Source organism: Bradyrhizobium sp. B039 (assembly GCF_038965675.1).
Classification (GTDB): Bacteria; Pseudomonadota; Alphaproteobacteria; order Rhizobiales; family Xanthobacteraceae; genus Bradyrhizobium; species Bradyrhizobium diazoefficiens.
Map to the genome: position 1 here is coordinate 7,531,448 of NZ_CP152416.1, position 23,918 is coordinate 7,555,365.

The 23,918-nt window shown below is 62.8% G+C and carries 13 protein-coding genes and 5 pseudogenes; 7 read left to right on the forward strand and 11 right to left on the reverse strand.

Translation table 11 applies throughout. The annotated features are described in order from the left end of the window. Window positions 1-357: 357 nt before the first annotated feature. Window positions 358-1,139 (reverse strand): annotated as a pseudogene (locus AAFG50_RS35670) (IS5-like element ISBj2 family transposase). A 137-nt stretch (window positions 1,140-1,276) separates the two neighbouring features. Here AAFG50_RS35670 and AAFG50_RS35675 point away from each other — a divergent pair. Next, window positions 1,277-1,693: a hypothetical protein gene (locus tag AAFG50_RS35675; RefSeq protein ID WP_026312806.1), complete on the forward strand. Its 417-nt coding sequence runs from the start codon at window positions 1,277-1,279 to the stop codon at window positions 1,691-1,693. Window positions 1,694-1,801: 108 nt separating this feature from the next. On the opposite strand, the gene AAFG50_RS35680 is transcribed toward AAFG50_RS35675, so the two are convergent. Together AAFG50_RS35680 and AAFG50_RS35685 are read right to left on the reverse strand one after the other, a co-directional pair. Continuing rightward, entirely contained in the window at window positions 1,802-2,128 is a 327-nt protein-coding gene (locus AAFG50_RS35680) for a DUF736 domain-containing protein (protein ID WP_011084751.1), read from the reverse strand. Between the two features lie 1,101 nt (window positions 2,129-3,229). After that, on the reverse strand, window positions 3,230-3,436 hold the full coding sequence (locus AAFG50_RS35685) for a cold-shock protein (RefSeq protein WP_026312807.1): 207 nt from the start codon (window positions 3,434-3,436) through the stop codon (window positions 3,230-3,232). Window positions 3,437-3,882: 446 nt separating this feature from the next. Here AAFG50_RS35685 and AAFG50_RS35690 point away from each other — a divergent pair. Next, a pseudogene (locus AAFG50_RS35690) lies at window positions 3,883-4,566 on the forward strand (class I SAM-dependent methyltransferase). A gap of 35 nt (window positions 4,567-4,601) precedes the next feature. Here the strand turns inward: AAFG50_RS35690 and AAFG50_RS35695 are convergent. Beyond that, a complete protein-coding gene (locus AAFG50_RS35695; protein ID WP_026312808.1) occupies window positions 4,602-5,042 on the reverse strand; it encodes a hypothetical protein in 441 nt (146 codons plus the stop codon). A gap of 1,008 nt (window positions 5,043-6,050) precedes the next feature. Between AAFG50_RS35695 and AAFG50_RS35700 the strand changes: the two genes are divergently transcribed. Then, window positions 6,051-8,396 (forward strand): outer membrane beta-barrel protein, encoded by a 2,346-nt coding sequence (locus AAFG50_RS35700; protein WP_232675247.1) that lies wholly within the window; start codon window positions 6,051-6,053, stop codon window positions 8,394-8,396. Window positions 8,397-8,430: 34 nt separating this feature from the next. Here the strand turns inward: AAFG50_RS35700 and AAFG50_RS35705 are convergent, their stop codons facing one another. Beyond that, window positions 8,431-8,571, reverse strand: coding sequence for a hypothetical protein (locus AAFG50_RS35705; protein WP_156149859.1), 141 nt, complete (start codon window positions 8,569-8,571; stop codon window positions 8,431-8,433). Between the two features lie 163 nt (window positions 8,572-8,734). Between AAFG50_RS35705 and mobQ the strand changes: the two are divergent. From mobQ to istB, 4 genes and pseudogenes are all read left to right on the forward strand, one after another. Beyond that, window positions 8,735-9,720 (forward strand): annotated as a pseudogene (gene mobQ / locus AAFG50_RS35710) (MobQ family relaxase); the annotation flags it as partial. A 611-nt stretch (window positions 9,721-10,331) separates the two neighbouring features. Further along, window positions 10,332-10,484, forward strand: a complete 153-nt coding sequence (locus AAFG50_RS35715; RefSeq protein WP_231166761.1) for a hypothetical protein — start codon at window positions 10,332-10,334, stop codon at window positions 10,482-10,484. After that, window positions 10,472-11,257: an IS21 family transposase gene (gene istA, locus AAFG50_RS35720; protein ID WP_231166748.1), complete on the forward strand. Its 786-nt coding sequence runs from the start codon at window positions 10,472-10,474 to the stop codon at window positions 11,255-11,257. Before AAFG50_RS35715 ends, istA begins: the two co-directional genes overlap by 13 nt. Before the next feature lie 91 nt (window positions 11,258-11,348). After that, window positions 11,349-12,181, forward strand: a pseudogene (gene istB, locus AAFG50_RS35725) (IS21-like element helper ATPase IstB). Window positions 12,182-12,836: 655 nt separating this feature from the next. Here istB and AAFG50_RS35730 read toward each other — a convergent pair. The 6 genes and pseudogenes from AAFG50_RS35730 to AAFG50_RS35755 all read right to left on the reverse strand — a co-directional run bounded on the left by AAFG50_RS35730 (window position 12,837) and on the right by AAFG50_RS35755 (window position 23,763). Further along, window positions 12,837-13,763 (reverse strand): DUF2493 domain-containing protein, encoded by a 927-nt coding sequence (locus AAFG50_RS35730; RefSeq protein ID WP_011084737.1) that lies wholly within the window; start codon window positions 13,761-13,763, stop codon window positions 12,837-12,839. 330 nt (window positions 13,764-14,093) lie between these two features. Continuing rightward, on the reverse strand, window positions 14,094-15,161 hold the full coding sequence (locus AAFG50_RS35735; protein ID WP_011084736.1) for a toprim domain-containing protein: 1,068 nt from the start codon (window positions 15,159-15,161) through the stop codon (window positions 14,094-14,096). Further along, window positions 15,161-19,484, reverse strand: a pseudogene (locus tag AAFG50_RS35740) (strawberry notch family protein). Before AAFG50_RS35740 ends, AAFG50_RS35735 begins: the two are co-directional and overlap by 1 nt. A gap of 273 nt (window positions 19,485-19,757) precedes the next feature. Continuing rightward, window positions 19,758-20,171: a hypothetical protein gene (locus AAFG50_RS35745; RefSeq protein WP_028176020.1), complete on the reverse strand. Its 414-nt coding sequence runs from the start codon at window positions 20,169-20,171 to the stop codon at window positions 19,758-19,760. A 98-nt stretch (window positions 20,172-20,269) separates the two neighbouring features. Beyond that, entirely contained in the window at window positions 20,270-22,393 is a 2,124-nt protein-coding gene (locus tag AAFG50_RS35750; protein ID WP_028176021.1) for a ParB/RepB/Spo0J family partition protein, read from the reverse strand. Between the two features lie 173 nt (window positions 22,394-22,566). Further along, a complete protein-coding gene (locus tag AAFG50_RS35755; RefSeq protein WP_011084732.1) occupies window positions 22,567-23,763 on the reverse strand; it encodes a hypothetical protein in 1,197 nt (398 codons plus the stop codon). Window positions 23,764-23,918 lie beyond the last annotated feature (155 nt).

Genomic DNA, 23,918 nt, shown 5'->3' on the forward strand with positions numbered 1-23,918 from the left:
GAGGCCAATGTTGTGTTCTGCTCCGCCGTTTGCGGATTGGTGCCAGAGGATCAGACACAGCTTCACTGCTGGCCCAAAGTCGGCCGGGCCGGCCTGCCGCGGGCTAGAAGCGCAATGGTTGTGGCTTCCCAAAGACGAACTCCAGATCGCATCATGCACTCCGCTGCCCCTTCCTGTCCAATAACGAGCGCCTGCGCAAACGAAGCAAGCTGCGTGCTGCTCGAAGATGGAGATCCTCAAGCGGGTTTGTTCATGGTACATGCGTCCGGTTGTGGACATTGGTCCGAACCAGACAATCGAGTCCTTGGCAGTGATATCGGTAGTTGGTGGAACGCACGATTGCACTAGGGTCCAGACTCAATTGAGCCAATATGCGACGAGAGCGGCGAGATGAACAGCGGCCAAAAAATTACGGGCGAGCTTGTCATATCGCGTGGCGATGCGCCGGAAGTCCTTGAGCCTGCCAAAGCAGCGTTCGATGACATTTCGTCCTTTGTAGGCGCGTTTGTTGAAGCGATGGATGCGACACGGTTAGATTTATTGGGGATTACGGGCTTGGCGCCACGACGAATGATTTCGCCGCGAAGCTTGTCGCCATCATACCCTTTGTCGGCGAGGAGCACGCTCATGGGTGGCGCGAGCGCCAGGACATCGGGAGCCGCAGCGATATCGGCATCCTGGCCTGGAGTCAGATGCAGGACGACCGGCCGGCAGAGCGGATCGCTCAGCGCATGGATTTTTGTCGTGCGGCCTCCGCGCGAGCGGCCGATTGCTTGATTGTGCTCCCCCCTTTTCCGCCGGAGGCACACCGGTGAGCTTTAATCGAGGTCGAGTCGAGCGACAGTACGACGCCGTCTTCGCCAGGCTTGGCCAGCGCTTCGAAGATTGCGCACCATCGTCCTCGCTTGGCCCAGCGATTGAAGCGATTGTAGATCGTCGTGTAAGGGCCGTATTCACGTGGACAATCACGCCATCGTGCACCCGATTGCAGCATGTGAATGATGCCGCTGACGATGCGTCGGTCGTCGTCCCGATCCGGCCCCGTCAGTCCCCTCGGCAGATGCGGTTCGATACGCGCCCATTGCCTGTCGTTCAGCCAAAACAAACCAGCGCGCATTCTCTCGCCCCCGAATCAACACGTAGGCAAGAGAATCACGTGGCGCTATTTAGGTACAGACCCTAGTTGATAGGCGACTTATGTAAATCTGGTCTGTCTTCAGAGACGCATACCTGTCCAGGGACGGAAGGGCGTGCTGAGTGAGATGGAGTGAGCTTTATGACCTTGTCCGAGCACTTGCCAGCCGACATCCGCGAAGTCATGGACGCTTACGTCGGGGACCTCAGGCCCCAACCTTGGCGGATTCGCTTCCTCTTGCTGATTGATCTCCTTCAAGAGAAGTTGGAGAGCGGACCCGCCGCTGAGTATCGGCGTCTACTTCAACAATGGACCGGCATAGTGACGGCAATCTTGGAACACTTGCCGCCTGACAGTTCGGTCGTCGAATGTTTGGGGTTGATGAGCATCAGCTTCAACGACCAATGGCGCGCTCAGGCGCTCGGCCAGATCGAGCGCGATCCCACTGTGCTGGATCAGTTGGTCGCAATTTGCCCCGACTGGGAGGACATCGTCGATACCGTATTAGAGGCCAATCAAAGACGGCCGATCAAGGCGGGGCAAACTCGCGCTCGCTGATCGGGATTGATCCGGCATGTGTATCGGCTCGCCAAGCTCTGCACGGGCCAGCTCTTGAGCTTAGCGATGCCCCGCCCGGGCCAGCCGGGCGAGGCATTGCGGATCGGATCAGTCGCCGTTCCGACGGTTTGGACGAGACCAGATCAAGCTGAAGCCCTCGCCCTCCTCATCGGCGAAGAGGTTCGCGAAGATCGGTGCGGTGAAGCTCGGGTCGTCGAGCTTGAGGCCGAGATAGTCGCGGCCCTCATTGGAGCGCTTGGACCAGGCGGCCCCGATCTCAACCCGGCCGACATAGATCCGGTGGCTGGGGGCGTTGTCGCCCGAGCGGCTGGTTTCGGGGACGATGCGGACGTTCCTCGCCTGCAGCGAGAGGGTGACGATTTCGCCGTTGAACTCGTTGTTGCCGGTCTTCTTGAAGGTGCCGATGGTCGCCATGGTAGTTCTCCTTGATCTCTGTTTTCCGAGCCCGCACCTTGCGGCCTCGATGGTGATCGACAGGCCGGAGGCGATCGACGGCGCACCCCGAAGGGGCCGAAGCGTCAGCGGAGGATGGCAGCCAAGCGACTTTCTTGTTTCGCGAGGAATGACGGCGCAGCCGGCAGGGGAAGAAAGTCGATCGGCGCCGTTGCGCCATAGGCGGTCGAGGCGTCAGCCGTCCTTCGGCCAGATCAATCCATCGAAGAGGCCGTTTGGTGCGCTCGGTCCGAACAGAGCTGACATCAAAGAGAACGTGGCGATCTGCGAGTCCACTGAAAGAGTTGGCGCAACCGAATCTAATGGTGATGAGCTCTCTTTATTGCAGGTAGACGGATCTCCGCTTCCGCGATCTCGGATCGGCTGGACGCCCCGTTGACGAGAGCGGCTGGCCGTATCTGTGATCCGTCGCCATTTGGTCGACGCCGCCCAAGGACTGCCACGAAACTGCCACTCTGCGATGATCGGTCGAGCCTCGACGCCTGGGCCGCTCTCACTGTATCTCAAGGAAGAATCGCGAGCACGCTGAATGCCTGATCCGGTCAACCCCTTTCAATGTGACGCTATCAGCCGTCGCCAGGCCTTTCCCCGGCCGGCCCTGCAGCGGTTACGACATATTAGCCGCGCAGCCCAAAAGGAGGATCTCGCGCAGGACGATGCCCGCTAGAGCTCGAGGGAGAAGAGAACCGGATGAGCGACAATAGCAACCTCGAAAACAGAACCATCGAAGCGATACGGCACTATCGCGGGGCCCTCGCCGTGGTCGACGGCCTGGAGCGAAAGGAACGTTCCGCGCATCGAGCACTGACCAGGACACTGCTTGAGTTGGGGCGCGCCTTATGCAGCGAAGACCCGAGGTCTCTCAAGGATAGCATTGAGATTGGCTTGGTAGCTGTCTCGCGGCGGGACGAATCGTGGGCCAACCTAAGCGAGGCGACTGCACCTTTGGATTCAGCCCGTTCGACTTTGGCCGCCCTCGAGTGCCAACTGAGATATATTCCAAATGTCTCAAAAGCGCGAGATTCGGACTAGCTCAAAGAATGCCAGCATTCGAGCTCCGCCTCATCCTAGGCGGAGATTTTCTGCGGCTTGTTTGCCGCTGCGGTTCGTCACCAGCTCGTAGCCGACCTTCGCGCCTTCAACAAGCGAGGTATAGCCGGCCTTCTCTACCGCAGAGATGTGCACGAAAACATCTTTGCCACCATCGTCCGGCGCAACGAATCCATAGCCTTTCGTCGGGTTGAACCACTTAACGGTACCTAACGCCACGTCATTTGCTCCAAAAAGAAAAACCACCTTCTCATCTAAATCAATCAACGAACCGGCGGCAAGTCTCTGCGCGAAGTGGAAAGGAATCCGTTGTCTCGCTCGATCGCAGGTCTTGGACAGAAGGCCCCACGTGATGGTCGTGCGAAGTTCAAGCACCTTGAAATCGGCCGACTTCAGGAACGACGACGCAAGGTCACATTTTCTTCGAAAACCGCGTGCTAACTGTCGCCTGGTTGTCGCAGCCGGATGTACGCCGTGGCATCACGTGGCCCCGGCTTTCATGCCGGGGTTTTTCGTTTTCGGCGCGAGAAGCCCGATTTAAGATTTAAGATGTCTTTTTGTGCAGCTTGATTTCGGATCATGACGCGTCGCAGCCCACTGCGACAATTCTGCTTGGATCAGCAGGAACGTCCCGGGCAAGGCGAAAAGCCGAATAGCAGGCAGACATGGCGCAGAATATTTACGACAATCCCGATTTCTTCGCTGGCTACAGCCAGTTGCCCCGGCAGATGTATGGACGCGACGGCGCTCCTGAATGGCCCGCGATCCGGGCTATGCTGCCCGATCTGGGCGGGAAACGCGTCGTCGGTCTAAGATGTGGCTTCGGCTGGGCCTCGCGCTGGATGCGCGAGCAGGGCGCGGCCTCGGTTCTTGGTCTCGATCTGTCGCGGAACATGATCGAGCGTGCCAGGGCGCACACAGCGGACACTGCCATCGAGTATCGCATCGCCGATCTCGACACACTGGACCTACCTGAGACGGCTTTCGACCTCGCCTACAGCGCACTGACCTTTCACTATGTTCAGGATTTAGGCCGCCTCGTGCGCTTGATCCGCAAGGCGCTGGTTCCTGACGGCATTTCGTCTTTACAATTGAGCATCCGATCTTCATGGCAGCGGCACATCCGCACTGGATTTCTGATGAGGAGGGCCGCAAGACTTGGCCTGTCAATCGAATTCCGTCGAGGGTGAACGTCGGACGGATTGGTTCAAGTTCGGCGGGTCGAGGAGTTTGCCCCGACACACGAGCAGATCCAGCAGATGCCGCAATTGGCCGAAGAACTCGAACGGCCCATGATGCTGATCGTGTCCGCGTCCACATCGATCGCCGGCGAAGCGATACCGTCGTGACTGGGTCGTACTAGGCCGCCGCCCCAGTACACATATCAGCCCCGCGGCAAGCGCTGTCTTGCTGGTCCGTCCGCGGCTATTCCAGTGAAGCGGATGAAAGCTGTGATGCTGATGGCAACGGCTCCGACGACCGCGAAAACCGTCTGCCACGTGGGTGAAGACATCGCCATCTGGGCAATTCCATGCGTAGCGCTGTAACCGGCGACGGTGGCTGGTGCGACGTAGAAGATGATGACGAAGAGCCGGAGCCAAGTCCAAGTCACGAGGGCGAGTGCGAGCTGGCCGATGCCGAAGGTTGCGGCGCCAGCCACGGGGCCGACAGCGATGCCGCCCAGAGCGCCGGCTCCCGTGTGGAAGGCCCAAAGACCAATCGTTACCCCGGCGAAGACGGGCAACGCGAAGACTGCAAGCGTGAAGAGCAGCCAGGCGAAGAACCCTATGACGAGGAAAACAAGCAGTGGTCCCAAGGTGATCATGGTGGTGGGCTCCGTGAGATAAAGGTCTGACGGTCGCGCCTTCCACCACCACCGCGGCGCGAACGCAGTATAGCAGCAAACGGCGGCGACGGAATCGTCACAGATCAAGTTGCGCATTTTTTGTCATTAGCGCGAGCTTGCGCCCAAAAGGCTCGTGGAATCGGCGTTTGACCCTTTGTGATCTTCAACTGGGCGCCTACCGGTTGAAATCACCTAGCGCAATCAGTTTCAGGAAGTCCTGTGTTCTTCTCCATTTCGGCGGCCACCCCATCGTATGGGTTGCTTTTGAGCATCCGGGATCACAATCGCCACTCACTCCAAAGCCCTGATTGTTTTCCGTTTTGGCGGCGCGCAACTATTCCACGCAACTATAAACGTTGCCTATTGGATCTGCCCTCGCAAATGTCGGGCTATGGAGAGACTGCCGAAAGCTCACATTGTCGAATTTGAGACAACAGTCGGCAAGTTGACGACAAACTCTTCCGAAGCCCCTGCAAAACATGCGAATTCAGTTTGGCACATGCATTGCTTCATTCGCGCACCATCACCAATCGCAGTGCGGTGGTCTTCTGGACGGACCTGGCGCGCGTTGCCGCGGGTCTGGTCTGCTCCGACGATTTGTCGTGCGGCGATACTTAAGGAGGCGCGTCGTGAACTGGGAAGTGCAGGACAAACTTTGATGCGATCTAGAATTATCTTTTGTGGAGCGACACCAATTGCGCTCGTCGCGAGCAGCGCAGCCAAGGCATTTTGGCGGCACGAGTGTCGCGACGGCTTCGACAGTGCAGTTACTTCCGTTTGCGATTCTGCCGGCGGACACAACCAGCCTGACCAGCAACTATCACATCGGAAAGTTTGGCCTGAACTACCGCTTTGGTGCGGACCAAGAGGCCGCGCAATGGTCCGACGGGCCGCTGTATGCGAAATCAGCCGGCAGCGTACAGGGCCGGTCCCGCTCCGCGGATCCATTTCACACTTTTCCAGTCTACCAGGGACGTACCAATAACCATGGGGCATGATCGGTTTCGTTTTTCTCGTCCGTGCTGGTTGAAGGCATTGCTTGCCAGCAACTCAATTTGCTGGATGGCGGGCCTTTACGGTCCGGCTCACGCGGCGGACCTGCCGGTCAAGACCGCGCCGCCGATTACGGCAGCGCCGTCGACCCTGTGGAATTGGACCGGCATTTACGTCGGCGCGCATCTCGGGGGCGCATTCGGTTCAAGCGATTGGCAGACCGCCACCGGGCTGCAGGCGGATTTCTCCAACAGAGGTTTCCCCGGAAGCGGCAACGCCGAAGGTCTGCTTGGCGGCGGCCAGATCGGCGTTAACTATCAGTTTGGCACTTGGGTGACCGGACTGGAGATCGCGGCAAGCGCCGCCGATGTCGACGGCTTTGCGAAATGCGCGAATCGTGCGGACAACCGCTACGGCGTGATCAGCTTTACCTGCGACAATCGCGTCACCTCGCTCGGCACGATTGCTGGCCGGCTAGGACAGACCTGGGGCAATCTGCTGATTTACGGCAAGGCCGGCGCGGCGTGGGCGACCGACGAGAGCGATGCCCGGACCAGTCACTACATCAACAAGTTCAACCAGAGCGGCACGCGTTGGGGTTGGATGGGAGGATTGGGACTTGAGTACGCATTCAGCCCGAATCTGTCAGCGTTTGTCGAATACGATCATTTTGATTTCGGCAGCAAGGACTCCAACTACGTCGACCAGTTCAACAACGCCTCGACCGTCGGCTTCAGGCAACGGTTTGATATGATCAAGGCAGGCGTCAATTATGGCCTTGGCGGGCCGATCCTGAATGCCAGGGCCGATGCGGCGACGACGCCAGTGCTGCTTGGCGGCTGGACGATTGAAGCCGGGAGTCGCTATTTTGGCAGCACGGGCCGCATGCAGAAGGACCTGTACGGCTTGCGGCCCACACACCTGGTCTCTCGCCTGATCTATGGCGATCAGACCGGACATGCCGCGGAAACCTTCTTCCGCTTCGATCACAAGAGCGGGTTTTTCGCCAGGGGCAATCTTGGCCTCGGGCCTCTCGTCGACGGCAAGCTGAACGATGAGGATTTCCCTTACATCAACTACTCCAACACGAACTCGGACATGAAGAGTGGTAGGTTCACGTATGGCACCGCGGACGTCGGTTACAACTTCATCAACGACGACGGCCGCAGGCTTGGTGCGTACGTCGGCTATCACTCGTTCTATGAGCGCGCCAACGGCTTTGGTATCCAACAACAGGCGACCAACGGGCCCCCGCTAGAGGCTTCGAAGAGTTTCCTGGTCCTAAGCGAAACCGAGACTTGGCGGGCGGCTGCTATCGGCATCAATGCACAGGCGAGGCTGTCCGACAGGCTCAAGCTTGAAGTCGATGCTGCCTACCTGCCTTACGCTAGCCGCTCCGGCTTCGACAACCACTGGCTCCGTGCCGATATCAATCCCACGCCTGATCCGGGCCACGGCTGGGGCACACAGTTCGAGGCCGTGCTGTCCTATGCCGTCTCCGACCGCTTCAGCGTTGGTGTGGGCGGCCGCTACTGGTTCTTTACAACCGATAGCGCTTACTCCCAGTTTCCCGGTGGCTCACCACAGACAACGAAGTTCTATTCGGAGCGCTATGGCGGCTTCCTGCAGGCCTCCTACAAGTCCGGCGAACTCGACACCGCCCAGGCCAAGGCAAACGGGATCGATAAGGAGCCCCCACCAGTGATGCCCACGAACTGGGCCGGCGTCTATCTCGGCGGCACGATCGGCGCGGGCAAGGGCAGAAGCCACTATGCGGATCCGTTCCCGACGCCGGTGTCGGGCGACTACGCTGATCTGGGTGGTGCCATGTTCGGCGGTCAGATCGGCATCAACTACCAGACGGGCTCTTGGGTCCTGGGTCTTGAGGCTTCGGGTTACTGGGCCAACGTCCAAGGCACCAACACCTGCTTTGGTGCATTCCCGAGCCCGCAGATTGCCGGCTTCAACTGCGGCAGCCAGATCGACGCTCTTGGCGCTCTGACCGGGCGCGTCGGGTACGCGTTTGACCGCACGTTGCTGTACGTCAAGGGCGGCTCCGCCTGGGATCGTCAGACTAACCAGTTCAACACCGGCGGTATTTCCGGCACCATACTGACGAATGGCAACACGAACTGGGGCTGGACGGTCGGCGGCGGTCTTGAATACGCGCTGCTGCCCAACTGGTCGATGGCGCTGGAGTACAAGTACTACGACTTCGGCAAGTCGCCCGTCTTTACCACCGCCGGGCTTGGCAGCGTACCGCTTTCACCCAACAGCACGACCGTACAGACCGTTAGCCTTGGCGTGAACTACAAGCTGCCGATACTTGGAGCGAGGTAAGAGTCGGGAGATACTGACGCAAGAAGGCTCGGCCTCACGGCTGGGCCTTCTTGTTTGCTGGCCGACGCTCCGGCACGACGAGTTCTCCGAGCAGCCGCACGCGCAATTCCCTCAGTTGTTTCGTCCTGTTGGCGAATGCTTTCAACTCCGCATCAACGTCCTGTCGTTTGCGCATCTTCGGTCTCCATCGATTGATGATGCACCTGAGAATAGCCACGCGCCTGTGGAGAGGCAGCCGGTGGATTGCGAACTATGGTGAGCCGTCCCGAGAATTTTTTTCAAGGGGCGCTTATACGTCGTTCCGACGTGCGCTTGTTGATAGTAGCTGGATTGCCGTCATGGCAATCTATCACCTCAGCGTCGAAGTCATCAGCCGCGCGAAAGGACAGCGCGCGATTGCGTCGGCCGCCTACCGCTCAGGCTCGCGGTTGCATGACGCGCGTATCGACCGCGATCAGCACTTTTCCAACAAGAGCGGCATTGTCCATTCCGAAGTGATGCTGCCAGAGCACGCGCCGGAAGCTTGGCGCGACCGTGAACAGCTTTGGAACGAGGTTGAAGCTCGTGAGATCAGAAAGGATGCGCAGCTTGCCCGCGAGGTGGAGTTTGCCATTTCGCAGGAGATGAACCAGCAACAGGGCATCACACTGGCCCGCGACTTCGTAGTGGCCGAGTTCGTGGAGGCCGGCATGACCGCTGATCTCATTTTGCATTGGGATATATCGGCACGGACGGCATGGCGAAACCCCACGCCCATGTCATACTCACCATGCGCGGCGTGAGTATTGGCGAGGATGGCGAGCCTAGGTTCGGTCCCGAGCTGTGGGAGTGGAATCGCACGGAGCTTGTCGAGCGGGGGCGCGAGCAATGGGCCGAGCATGTTAACGAGCGATTGGCTGAACTCGATCGATGGCACGGATCGATCACCGCAGCCTTGAGGCCCAGGGCATCGCGCTTGAGCCGCAGCACAAGATTGGCAGCCCCGGCAGCGGATGGAGACGGAAGGTCTTTAGGCCAAGGGCGCCGAGGACTATCGACGAATTGCGCGGGAGAATGGCGAGCGGATTATCGCGGACCCTCATGTTGCACTGGACGCCATCACCCACCAGCAGGCGCCCTTCACCGGGCGTGACCTTGCGATGTTCGCGCATCGTCATTCGGACGGACTGGACCATTCAACCAGGTGATGAATGCGGTGACTGCCTCGCCTGATCTCGTGGACCTCGGCAATGACGAACGGGGCGAGGCACGATTTACCAACCGCGCCATGATCGAGGCCGAGCAGCGGTTACAGCGCGCCGCCGACCTCGTGGCTACCCGCAAGGGCGGGCAGTGGAGCGTGGCACGTGTTTGGACTAGCTGCCGAGCCCCTGCAGCACCAGCCGGTTCAGTCTTGCGGCGAAGGCGGACTCCCGGCAACAGGTCGGGATCGTCGGTGATGATTGTCATCCCCAAACATGCCGGCGGCGCCTTCCAGGAGCTAGTTAGCCAAGGCAACCTTCGCCTTGAATGCCGGAGAGTGCGCCCGCCGGCTTTTCTTCGTCATCTTCGTGTCGCGCGCCATGGAAAGCTGCCTCCTCAGCGTCACGAGCAATTGCCCCCTCCTCGGATAGCTGAGGAGAGAGTGAATGAAGCAAGAACGAGCTGAAGGCTCGCCATGGAGCGATCCACGGGGGCAGGTGATGAAGACGCCGGATGACGTGGCGGAGATGTTGCGCCTGAGGCGTGCGGGTGGGGTGTGAAGCCGATTGCGCGGCATCTGGGCTGCAGCCATCACACGGTGAAGGACTACGTGGCGGCGGGCGGGGTGAAGCCGTTCAAGTCGCCTGAGCGGCCGAAGCAGCTCGACGGCCTTGAAGGTTGGCTGCGCGAGAGGCTCATTCGGCATCGCGGCAATGCCGACGTGGGCGCCAGGACTTGTTGGCCGAGCGAGGCGTGGCAGTCAGCCGGCGGACGCTGCAACGCGCCGCGCAGCCCTATCGCCAGGCGCTGAAGGCCGAAGCGCTGGCGACGACGCGCTTCGAGACGCCCCGGGCCGGCAGCTGCAGATCGACTTCGGCGAGCGTCTGGTCGAGATCGGCGGGGTGAAGATCAAGGCGTTTGTGTTCGTGGCGACGCTCGGGCATTCGCGGCTGCTGCATGTCCGTGCGTTCCGGGCCGAGAAGCAAGAGCACTGGTTCGCCGGGCTCGAGAGCGCATTCGCGATCTTCGGCGGCGTGCCGGAGGAAGTGCTGATGGACAATCCCCGCGCGCTCGTGGTGCGCCATGACGCGGTGAGCCGGTTGGTTCAGTTTAACGACAGGCTCATCGCGTTCGCGAAGCATTGGGGCTTCCGTCCTCGCGCTTGCGCGCCGTATCGGGCGCGCACGAAGGGCAAGACGGAGAACGGCGTCGGCTACGTGAAGAAGAACGCGATTGCGGGGCATTCCTTCGCGAGCTGGGAGGCATTCGAGGCGCATCTCGTCGAGTGGGAGCGTGAGGTAGCGAACGTGCGTATCCACGGCACGACCGGCGAGGCGCCGATCGTCCGCTTCGCGCGTGACGAGGCACACCGGTTGAAACCGCTCTGCGGGCAGCCGTCGTTCGGATCGTTGCGCGAACTGACCCGCGTCGTCGGCCATGATTGCGCCGTCGAGATCGACACGAACGGCTACTCGGTGCCGTGGCGGCTGATCGGCGAGCGCGTGGCGGTGACGGTCGCGGCCGGCGAGGTCCGCATCCGCCATGGCATGCACCAGGTTGCGATCCACAAGCAATCGGATGGACGCCGGCTGCGGATCATCGACACCGCCCCCATCTCGATGGTGTTGCTGGTCGCAATAGCGCGGTCCGCTGGGCTGAGATCGCGGCGGCGGTCCTGACGCCGTCCTCATCGCTGTCGTTGTTGCGCCCTCTTGCCGAACACGAAGCCGTGGTGGGAGGAAGCTTCTGATGGCGCGGGCAAAGAAGATAATGGAAGCAACGACCGATCCGCTCGATGCCATGCTGGTGCGACTGCAGCTCTCTGTATCCGCGATCAGCTCGACAGCCTGCTCGACGAGGCGGCGCGCGCGAAACTGTCGGCGCGTGAGACGCTGATCCTGCTATCCGAGCGCGAGATCGCACCCAAGGACCATCGCCGCATAGAGATGGCGCTGAAGCTCGCACACTTCTCGGCCGTGAAGGAGCTTGCTGGCTTCGACTTCGAGGCGCAGGCGCAGCCGTCAATCGATCCAAAGCAGATCCGTGATCTTGCCGCATCACGTTGGATAGCCAACGGAAAGAACGTGCTGCTGCTCGGCCCGCCAGGCTGAGGTAAGACGCACTTGTCGATCGCGCTCGGACGAGACGCGATCCTGGCCGGATACACGGTGCAGTTCACCACGGCGACGACGCTAGTCGCGGGTCTTGCCAAGGCGCATGGCGAACGGCGTCTGGACGCGAAACTGCTCGCGCTGGCCAAGCCGAAGCTGCTGATTGTCGACGAACTCGGCTACCTGCCGCTGGAACCTGACGCGGCCCTTCCAACTGGTCAGCCGCCGATACGAAACCGGCGCGATGCTGATCAAGTCGAACCGCAGCGTTGCCGAATGGGGCACTGTGTTCGCCGATCCCGTGGTCGCCACCGCGATCCTCGACCGGCTTTTGCACCACAGCCGCGTGCTGACGATCCGCGGCGACAGTTACCGGCTCCGCGCCAAGCGCAAGAGCGGCCTCATCCAGCCGCCGCCCGCTGGTGACGGCCCTCCGGTCGGCTCTGCCTCCTCCGGCCCGTCACCGGCGGAAACAACCTTCAACCGAGATAATAACCCAGATGGTGGGGGCAGTTCTTCATAACGCAAAGGGGGCAGTTCCGGATGGCGTTTGGCAATCTTCGCTCCTGATTCGCGGCAAGAAGCCTCGCCACTGTCAGGCAGAAAATCCACTCAAGCTACTGTCCGAATTTGCGGGGCCAGCTCTAGTTTCAATGCAAGCGTCCTCAAGTTGAGGAAACGCGGCAACGTTTCAGGTTGGCTCGGAAATGAGAAGCTGCGGGCGATCGCGTGTTCGTGGCACTCAACAAACTAGAATCTCCCACCGACCTATGGTAATTATTGCGAAGCGCCTGCCTCTCGTGCAGCCAACAACGGTTCATTGCGGGACTAGAAAGTCCCATAGAACTTTAACCTACATCGCAAGGCCAACGATCGATGGTGGCGACGTATATCAGCGCGACACTCAAGAATGGACGCCGCAGAGTCATATTTTGTTCAAAAAACCTCATGCCAACTAGCAGTCGATCGTCGCGGCCGGATAGGCGCCGTTTCATCACGAGCCCTGGCTTTCATGCCAGGTTTTTCGTGTGATCCGAGCGAACCCGGTGCAAGGCTGCGGCGAACGCATGTGGGCCCGCCGCTGGTCGCACGATCAGCGGCATCGAGCGAGCCGGAGGCTCTTGACCGCTAGAATTTGCGGCAGCGCTCACGCGTCGCCGAATTTCCAGACCGGAATCCCGAGCTTCTTTGCCTTGTCCGCGAGGTTGTCCTGGATGCCGGTGCCGGGGAAGTGCATCACGCCGATCGGCAGCGTCTCCAGCATCGCATCGTTGCGCCTAAAGGGAGCAGGCTTGGCATGCTTCGTCCAGTCGGGCTTGAAGGCGATCTGCGGGACCTTGCGGCTATCGGCCCATTTGGCGGCGATCAGTTCAGCGCCCTTGGACGATCCGCCGTGCAGCAGCACCATGTCCGGATGCTTGGCGTGCACCTGGTCAAGCTTAGCCCAGATTAGCCGGTAATCGTTGAATTCGAGACCGCCTGTCAACGCGACTTTCGGGCCGGGCGGCATGAGCACCTGGTTGTCGGCGCGCTTCTTCGCGGCCAGGAAATCGCGGCTGTCGATCATCGCTGAGGTCAGATTGCGGTGATTGACCCTCGATCCGTTGCGCGGCCGCCAAGCGGAGTGGGTGTGGCGTTCGAATTCGTCGGCGGCGTGGTCGCGCATCAGCTCGAAGGCGCCTCGTCGCTCGATCAGCGTCTGCCCTTCCGCCGTCAGTCGCTCCAGCTCGACGGATTTGATCTCGCTGCCGTCCTGCTCCTGCTGCGAGCGCTGCTGCGCCAGCTCGTTATCGTCGAGCTCGCGCTCGATCCTGTCGATAGCGCGATGGAAGACGTTCACCGTCGACCAGAGCAGGTCTTCAAGGTCGGGCTCCAGGCGAGTATCGGACAGCGCCACCACCAGGGCACCGAAGATGTCGGCGATGCTGCCGGCGAGGATGTGCGTTTCGGGGAGCGGCCTCGGATCGGGTTCGTCCTGGAAGGGGCGGTAGCCATAGAGCTGGAGCTCCTGGAGGACGTGGTCGGTTGGGGATGAGCCGTGGTGCTCGAAGTTGTTGTCGCGGTCGGTGGTCATTGCGGCTTTCCCTCGTCGGATCGACCGCGCCCATCGCGGCCTTCATGGCGACGAAAGCGGCGGGCGGAACGGACTTGCACCCGCAGCGCGAGCGGAGGGCCGCAGCCTTAGCGGAGGGCCGAAGGGGGCCGACTATTTTGCCTCGCGATGTAAAGGCGGCTCCGCCGCCGACGGAAAATAGTCGGTCCACGGAGGTTGCCGGTCCGGGCCGCTTGCCGCCCGATCGCCCTCTCAGAAGGCCGTGGGGAGGTCCTCTCCGGCGCTGAGGGGAACACGATCACCGGCCTCGCGATAACGAAGCGGCTGCGTCGCACCTCATCCCCGTTCCGGCTATGCCGCCAGTTCCATAAAGCGCGCGACGTCCCGCGCCGCGATCTGCACGCGGCTCGCGGCTCGAAGGGCGTCAAATCCGAGCAGGCGAAGATCCTCGTTGAAGTCGCCAAGCCGTGGCGAGATCACGATCGGCTCGATCCCGACCTCCTGCGCCCGATCGATCAAGGTTGCCATGGCGCCGTCACCGGCAGGATCGTTGTCGCGGGCGATGTAGAGCCGGCGGAGCGTGTCCGGGAGAAGGATGGCAGAGAGATGCGCCGCCGAGAGGGCTGCGACCATCGGCATGGTCGGCAGAGCACAGCGAAGCGACAGCATTGTCTCGATGCCCTCGCCGGCCGCCATGACCTCACCCGCTATGCCAAATCGAACGGCTTGGCCAAGCAGGTCACCCATCGCCCGCTTCGGCGTGTCGATCAGCGCCTTGCCGAGCGTCGTCTCGCTGAAGCCTCCGGGGTCAAGCCAGGTGCGATGCGCGCCGGTCAGGTGGCCGTTCAGATCGGTGACGGCGGCGATCATCGCCGGCCAGGTCTCGGTCGGGCTGTGGTCGTCGGGCCGGTAGTAACAACGTGGGTGAAAGCGCAGGCTTCCGGTTTCGTGCAAAGCGGTGATGCCACGATTGCGGAGATACGCTTCTACAAGTGTGCCTGCGATCGACTGCGACATGCCGAAGAGTCGCCGCGCCGCCTCCGGCGATCCGAGGGGCGCGGGCGATGTTCTCGACCGGATGCGATCTGGCTCATTCTCCAGTTCTGGACGCGGCAAGCTCAGAAAGCGTCGTGCCTCATTGGCGACATCGCGAAAGCTAGTGAAACCGCAGCTCTCGCGGATCACATCGAGGAGATCGCCATGTTCGGCCGAGGCGGCATCTCGCCAATGGCCGGCGGCGCCAGGAGCGGATTCCGGTCCGCTGAGCCGGACGAACATCGACCGGCCGGGCGTATTACGGACGTCGCCCACTGTCCAGTAGCGGCCCTGGCGCCTTCCGTTGGACAGATAATGGCGGCACACCGCCTCGGCGTCACGCGCGAGACGGCGGGCCAGCTCAGATGCGTTGTCGCGGGCCATCAGGCGGCCTCCCGCTCGCCGATGCGCACGACCTGATAGTGGTCGAGCACTTTTGCCAACGCCGCGGCGCCCGTCGCATCTGATGGCACGAACATGCGCAGCTTCCACGAGATGATCTCGCTGAAGAGGCCGTAGGCGCGCAGCCGGTCACGCATTGCATCAGTGAAGCCGGACAGCTCGATGCGATGGACGCCCATCACGCGGACACGGCGAAGCTGCAGATCCTCGGCGAGGTCGAGGACAGTGCGCCCCTCCATCAGCGCTGCGAAGGCTTCGGGTGGGGTCAAGCTGCAGGTAGCGGTCGCGCAAGCGTTCGCCGCCCAGGCTGGTGAGACCCTGCGACCGATGATGCGCTCACCCTCGTCGGTCTGGAGCCGATAGACTCGTGTCGACTCGTTCGGCAGCCGCTTCCAGATCGGCAACAGCAAGCCGGCGACGATGTGAAGGGTGCTCTCGGCGAACTCGGGGACGTCGACGACTTCGCCGTTCCATGCTGCGGCGAACGTCTCGCGCTCTGCAGGCTGCCAGTGGCTTTCGTCCATCATCTTCATCGAAGCATGATGGTGCTCCATCGGGCGGATCAGCCGCACGCGGCTCTCGATCTCGCCGTCATCGAGCATGAGGCTTGGCGCCGGAATCTGCACCGCGGCGCGCCCCGAGCGCTCGTTGACGAGTAGCACCGCGCGAGCATCGGCGAGATAATCGAACGCTTGATCCAGCGTCATGGGGCGATTGCGCCGGCGTTCGATGATGGTGAGCAGCCGGGTTTCCGCGCCGGTCGGGGGGTGCGTGTAGATCGGGCGCCGATCGGTGATGATGAAGCTCTCGGCCTGCAGGGTCTCCAGCCCGACATCGTAGACGCCGCTGGCGATGGCGCCCTCAACCTTGGCATTGAGGAGCTCCTCGAACGCCGTGAACAGCACACCTTGCAGATCGATGGTGAGCGCGAGCAGCCGGTTCAGGAACGTCGTGATCGGCGGCAGCTCGTCCTTGATGCCGTTCGCGTCCATGAGCTTCAGGCCCGTGGCGTCCTCGAAGGTCTGGAGCGAGCAGCCTTCGACCTTGCCGCGCACCAGCAGCAGATAGAGCTGGCGCAGCGCATCGCGGGCGTAGTGGCTCTCAAGATTGTCCTCGGGCCGGAACAGGCCCTGGCCGCCGGTCTGGCGCTGGCCGCGCGTGATCGCACCCAGCGTGTCGAGCCGGCGCGCAATGGTCGACAGGAAGCGCTTCTCCGCCTTCACGTCGGTCGCGATCGGCCGGAAGAGCGGCGGCTGTGCCTGGTTGGTGCGGTTCGTATGACCGAGACCCTGGATCGCGGCGTCAGCCTTCCAGCCCGGCTCGAGCAAATAATGGACCCGAAGCCGGCGATTCCGCGCCGAGAGTTCGGCGTGGTAGCTGCGGCCCGTGCCGCCAGCCTCGGAGAAGACAAGCACGCGCTTCAGGTCATCCATGAAGGCGGCGGTCTCTGCGAGATTGGCGGAGGCGGCACGGCTCTCGACGGCAAGGCGGTCACCCCTGCGCACCACGCGTCGCGAACGTCCGGTCACTTCCGCCACGAGGTCGGTGCCGAAACGCTGCACGATCTGGTCGAGCGCGCCGGGAACGGGCGGAAGCGAAGCGAGCCGCTCGATCAGCTCATTACGGCGGGCGACGGCCTCGCGGCTCTCGACCGGCTGGCCATCACGGAAGACCGGCCGCGACGAGAGATTGCCCTCGGCGTCGGTGAAGGGCTCATAGAGCTGCACCGGGAAGGAATGGGCGAGGTAATCCAGCAAGTACTCGCGCGGCGTGATGTCCACGCGCACGTCGTTCCATTCCGCAGGTGGGATTTCGGCAAGCCGGCGTTCCATCAGCGCCTCGCCGGTCGACACGATCTGGATCACAGCGGCATGGCCCTCGGCCAGATCCCGTTCGATCGAGCGGACCAGGGTCGGCGTCTTCATGCTGGTGAGCAGATGGCCGAAAAAACGCTGCTTGGCTGACTCGAAGGCCGAGCGCGCGGCCGACTTCGCCTGGCGGTTGAGCGTGCCAGTCTCGCCAGTGATGTTGGCGGCCTGCATTGCCGCGTCGAGGTGATTGTGGATGACGCTGAAGGCGCCGGCGTAGGCGTCGTAGATGCGCCGCTGCTCGTCGGTGAGCTGGTGCTCGACGAGCTCGTATTCGACGCCATCGTAGGAAAGCGAGCGGGCGGTGTAGAGACCGAGCGAGCGAAGGTCGCGGGAGAGCACCTCCATCGCCGCGACGCCGCCCTCCTCGATCGCCTCGACGAATTCAGCGCGGGTGGCGAACGGAAAATCCTCGCCGCCCCACAGGCCGAGCCGCTGGGCGTAGGCGAGGTTGTGGACGGTGGTGGCGCCGGTGGCCGAGACATAGACAACGCGGGCATTGGGCAGCGCGTGCTGAAGTCGCAAGCCCGCACGACCCTGCTGCGAGGGCGCGACATCGCCCCGCTCGCCCTTGCCCCCACCGGCATTCTGCATGGCATGGCTCTCGTCGAAAATGATGACGCCGTCGAAGTCGGAGCTCAACCATTGAACAATCTGCCGGACGCGCGAAAGCTTCTCGCCGCGGTCGTCGGACCGTAGTGTAGGTTAAAAATAGGACGCCTTCGGCCAACCGGATCTCGCAGCCTTGAGGGAAGCGCGAGAGCGGCGTGACCAGCAGACGCTCCATGCCCAGCGCCGACCAGTCGCGCTGCGCGTCCTCGAGCAGCTTGTCGGACTTCGAGATCCAGACCGCCTTGCGCCGGCCTTGCAGCCAATTGTCGAGAATGATGCCGGCGGACTGGCGACCCTTGCCGGCGCCGGTGCCGTCCCCGAGCATGAAGCCTCGACGGAAACGGACCGCGTTCGGCGCGTCGTCGCGGGCGGCCGCGACCAGGTCGAAGGTCTCGTCAACCGTCCAAGAGCCGGCAAGATAGTCAACATGCGCCTCGCCAGCATAGATGACCGTCTCAAGCTGGGCGTCGGAGAGGATGCCATCACTGACGAGGCTGGCCGGCAGCCGGGGCCTGTAGCTCGGCTTCGGCGGCACGACCGAGGCCATCGCAGCCGACTGCACCAGCTTGGTCGGGTGCGCCTGCGCGCCGGGGATCCGGATCGATTGGAGCCGGTACTCTTCGTAGATGGCATCGCTGAGGCACGCCCCCTCGGGCGGGATCCAGTCGAATGTCTCATACGCGAGGTCGACGGCCTCGGGATCCGCGACCGACGCGCTGACCGACTGCGTGGTGGCCGGCGCGAGATAGCCGCGCACGGTGCGAGGCGCTGACGAGACTGACATGGGAAGCGCGCCGGTTGATGCGACGCTCAGGCGAGGTGGAACGCGTTCGCCGATCCAGCGGAGCAGCGTCGCGACATCGGGCGCCACTCCCGGCGATTCAGGGAACACGTTCGGGTCATCGGCCGGCGCCTTGTCGATAACGGTGAGACGTGTTTCGATGGTGGTGCCGTGCTTGGCATAGACCGCGCCGGCGATCGCGGCGGTGAACACCACGCGGCTGCGTTCCTGCAATCGGACGAGGGCGTCGCGCCAGGCTGAAGCGTCGGGTGAGAAGTTTGCGCCTGATATCGTGAGCCGGCCGCCATCGGCAAGACGCGCCAGGGCCGAGGCGATGTGACGGTACGCGGTATCGGGCATGCGGCCGGAAACGTTCGCCATCGCCGAGAACGGCGGGTTCATCAGCACGACACCTGGGACGACCAGGGGATCGAGGTGATCGTCGATCTGGGCCGCGTCGAAGCGCGTGACGGAAATGGCCGGAAAGAGGGAAGAAAGTAACGCGGCCCGAGTCTCGGCCAGTTCGTTCAAAACGAGGCCGCCGCCGGCGATCTCGGCAAGAATGGCGAGTAGCCCCGTGCCTGCGGACGGCTCGAGCACGCGATCGGCCGCCGTCATGGCGGCCGCGGTCAGCGCGGTCAGGCCGAGCTGGAGCGGTGTCGAGAATTGCTGGAAAGTCTCGCTTTCGACAGAGCGGCGCGTGTGGGTCGGCAGGAGCCCCGCGATCTTGTCCAAGGCGGAAAGTCGAGAAGCCGGAGAAGCGGCTTTGCGGAAGAGCGCCTTTCCGTATTTGCGTAGGAACAAGACGGTGGCGACCTCGCAAGCGTCATAGGTCATCTTCCAGTCCCACGCGCCCGTCGCATCGGATGCGCCGGAGGCCGCTTCCATTGCTGCGCGGAGAATCGCGGCGTCGATGCGCCGACCACGCTCGAGATGCGGAAGGAGATGACTCGCGGCAGCGATGATGACACTGGCGCCCTCGGGAGCGCGAACAGGCGAGATCGGCGCGGCCTGATCGGCCGCGATCGGGGAAAGGTCAGTCATGGAGGAAGCCTTCAGGAGAGCGGGAACGGGCGAGCCGATCGGCGCTCTCTCTGACCGCGCCGGCTCAAACCCGTCCCGGCCGTCCTCTCCCTCTCAGCATCAAGGCGGTGCCCGACATGAGAAACGGCGCCCCCCGGATGGCGGCGCGCCGTGTACGGAGCATTCATCAGTATCCGAGCAGCCAAGATGGCGAGGCTTGGCCGTCATCAGCGACGGCGACCGCTTCCGCGCGGTAGTTTTCGTCGCCTTCGACGAAGATGACGATGTATTTCGTCACGACGCAGCTCCCTCGATCGGATCATTTTCGCCCGCCAGAATGGCCTCGGCCTTTGCGATGGCGACGTCCGCGCGTCGGCGCCAAAGCTCGACATCCACTGAGCCTTCCTCCGGAGCGTGGATGAGTATCTTGAGCAGACCGAGCAGCACCTCGAAATGGCCGGCCTTGCGCTGGACCTGCTCGCCGAAACGTGAGGGAAACGCCAGGCGCCGGCCGCTAAAGGCAGCGTCGCGGCCTTCCCAGGCACCGGTAACATAGGTATCGCCAGACGTTTCAACGTCCGACCTGTTGTCGTCCCAGCCCTCGTCGGCGATCGCGAGATCGCAGGCTTGGTCGAGCGTTTCGGCTTCGTAGGTTCGCTGCCGATAGATCGGCAAATGATAGGTCGTCTCGATGGTGAAGAAGGGCACGATAGCCTCCAGAATGCAAAAGCCCGGCTCGCGCCAGGCTTTGGTGAGAATGGCAGTGAAAAGACGCGGGACGGCCGAAGCCGCCCCGCGTGCTCGAGCTATTCGGCCGCGATCATGCGCGACTCGTCCGCTTCGTCGTCGCCGGCGAGGAATTCCGGCAGCGCCTCGCCATCGCCCTCGGGCTCAGCGGCATCGACAGCCGCCGCCAGTTGGGCGTCGGGCATCCGCAGGGGCTCGGGCAGCCAGCCGGCCTCGGCCAGGAGGCGCTCGGCCTCCTTGGCCATGTCGCCCTTCTTCAGATGATCGATGAGCTGCGCGGCCTGCTCGCCGGCCCCCTCCCGCACCGCCTCCAGGATGCGGAGCTTCGGGACGCGGCCGAGATAGTTCTCGACGGTCGGGCGCCAACCGGACTCCACCATGTCGAGATCGACGGCCCGGGCGATGCGATCGGCCTCAGTGATCCGGTGCTCGACGGTGTGCGGCGTGATGCCGCCGCCGTAGCGGTCGCCCTTCTCGTAGAGCGCGTTGACGCCGAATGAGGCGCAGTGCGCGAAGAGCGCCGCCTGCTCGTCGGCGGTGAGGCCGCTGAGCCAGTCCCAGAGATTGGCCTTGTCCCTGGGCAGGCGCTCGTCCCAGGTCTTGTGGCGCGCGTCGATTGCCTTGGCCGCCGAGCTGTCCTTTAAACCCGGCGCCTGCACCGGGAAGCTAGCGTTGCGCACTGAGACCTCCATTGCCGTTCCGTAGGAGGAATAGCGGATGAAGACGTCGAGGCAGAATTTGTGCAGCACCGATTGGAAAGCGACCGAAGGCGTGATCGCCAACTTGTCGCGCAGCGCCAAAGTCCGCTCCGCCGTGAGCTCGGTGAGCAGGCGGTCCGGCAGCGGTTTCACCGCATCATCATCCTCGTCCTCGGGCTCCTCATCCTGCCCGCCGATGGTGATGACGGCGCGCTGGATAGCCGGCGCTGATGGTTCAGCACCGTCCAGGGCCGCGGCATCGGGTTCACTGCCCCTGCCCTGCTCTGGCTCCGTCACGGGCACTTCGTCCTCGGGTCGGACGTAGCCCCGATCAACCAAGAGCTTGCCTTCGGCGTCGATGCCGACGAACACGCCCGCGCGGGCGATGTCGGCAGGCTGATAGATGACGGGTCGATCATTGAAGGCGCCGAGGGCCGTCTCGATTTCGCCAAGTCGCTGGTCTACCTCGTCGGGTAGCTCATCCGCGCCGTCATGCTCGGCTTGGAGCCTGACATATTCGGCCTCGAGCGCCTCGATGGCCGCCTGCTCTTCGGTGGTGAGATCGGCAAGTACGCCGTCCAGCTCGCGCAAGCCGCGAGCATGGCCGTAGGGGAAGTCGATCGCGACCTCGATCCACTTCCAGCCTTCGGCGGCGATCGTTTCCGCCTCCGCCTTCAACTTCTCAGCGACCAGACGGTCGAGCAGAGCGATGTCCTCAAGCCAACCGCCATCGTCGGACTGGAACAAGTCGCGCAGCACCACGCCACCGGCCGCCTCGTAGGCGTCGAGGCCGACAAACACGGCGCGCCGGTCGGAGGCGCGCACCGTTTTCTCCGTCAACATGCGGCGGATTTGATAGGGCTCCTTCTGCCAAGAGCTAGAGATGGCCTGCCAGACCTGCTCCTGGCGGCCGTGATCCGCGGTGACGGTGAAGGCCATCAACTGCTCGAGCGACATGCCGTCGTCGGCATAGACGTCGAGCAGCGCGGGCGAGACCGAGGCGAGACGCAGGCGCTGCTTCACGACGTTGACCGAGGTGAAGAAGGCAGCCGCGATGTCCTCCTCGGTCCGGCCCTTCTCACGCTGAGTCAGGAAGGCGCGGAATTGGTCGAGCGGGTGCAGCGGCTCGCGCTGGACGTTCTCGGCGAGCGAGTCGTCCTCGCCGAGAATGCCGGTCGCCGGATCGCGCACGACACAGGGCACCGGCGCGGTCTTGGCCAGGCGCTTCTGTTTCACCAGCAGCTGCAGCGCCCGATAGCGGCGTCCGCCGGCCGGGATCTCGAACATGCCGGTCTCGCCCTCCGCGTCGAGGACCGGCCGGACATTGAGGCTTTGGAGCAGGGTACGCCGGGCGATGTCCTCGGCCAGCTCCTCGATGGAGACGCCGGCCTTCACACGCCGGACGTTTGACTGGCTGAGCACCAGCTTATTGAAGGGAATGTCGCGCGAGGACGACAGGGTGATCTTCTGAACGGCAGTAGCCATGGGTGATACTCCGCGACGGGCAACCCAAAGTCTCTCTCTGGATCTCCAACCCGTCATGAAGCGCGGCGCCGCCCTCTTCCTCTCAAGGGCAGCGTCGCAAACCGACGATCAGGACAAACGGAAAGGCACGAAGCCGGAGACACGCCTTTCCGCATCTTTCGGCTTTCCGGGTATCAGGCTGCGCGGTCGAGCAGCGTCTTCGCGCGCGCCTCCATATCGAGTCGTGCATCCTGATGGGTCTTGCCCCGCGCAACCGCTGTGATGCCTTGCACGAAATCGAACACGCTTTCGGGCTTGCGGCCTTCCTCCGTTAACACCCTCTCGATGATCTTCGCCGTCTCGGCCTTCGAGAAGCCGCGCTTGCGCAGGAACTCGTTGCGGTCGTCGTCAGTGCGCGCGACGATCTTCTCCCGTGCGGCCTTGATGCCGTTGACGAAGGGCATCGGTGAGGAATTGGCAAAGCTGGCCAGCGCCGGGGCCGCCTCGTGGGCAAACCGCGAAGCGGCGTATTTGGAGTGGCGGATGGTGATCTCCTCGAAATCTTCCACGCCCCATAAATTGCGGTTCTGGCAGACGGCGCGGAGATAGAAGCTCGCCATGCCGAGCGTCTTCGCTCCCACCTCGGAATTCCAGCAGTAGAACCCGCGGAAATAGAGGTCGGGCGAACCGTCGCGCAGCCGGCCGGCCTCGATCGGATTGAGATCGTCGACCAGGAACAGGAAGACATCACGATCGGACGCGTAGAGCGTCGTCGTATCCTGGCTGATATCAACGTTCGGATTGTAGACGCCAGTCGACCAGTCGAGCACGCCAGGCACCTTCCAGCGTGTGTCGCCCGTGCCATTGCCGGCGATGCGCTGAACGGCTGCCACGAGTTCGTGGTCAAAGATGCGCCCGTAGGTGGGCCCGGTGACTGCACGTAGCTCGACTCGACCCTCTTCGATCTCGAGCGTCTTCATCTGCTCGGCGGAACGAGAGGTCAAGCCGTATTGCAGGTTAATGCCGGCCAGCGGCGCCGGCAGCTGACGGAGGTAAGCCGCCGGCGCTCCAACCAGGCTGGCAAGTTGGCCGAAGCTCCAGTGCGTCGGTGCGATCGGCGCGTCGGAGCCGGGCAGAGTCAGCGTCAGGCGCTCGGGGTTGCCGCGGTTGGCATCAACCCGAATCGCAGCGCTGTCGACCGTTCGGATCCGGCTACGCTCGGTCCGGCGGTGCACGGCGGCGTAGAGGTCTGACAGCGAGAGATAACGCTCATCCGCTGGTCGCGAGAACCACTCCGACGATACGCGGCCGACGCGCTCGCCGCGGGTCACGTCCACCTTGTAGCCGCCGACGTGGTCGCGGCCAGCGCTCAGAACTTCGACTTGGATCATGGTTCATCTCCACGACAGGCGCCGGAGGCCTCTCCTCCGTTCTTCAACCCGTCATGGCGAAGCCGGTCCGCCCTCTCACTCTAATGGGGCATTGCGGGGTTTCCCCGCAGAAGGGGTCGGCCGAGACCTCGGCTCGGCCGCAGGGGAAAGCTTTC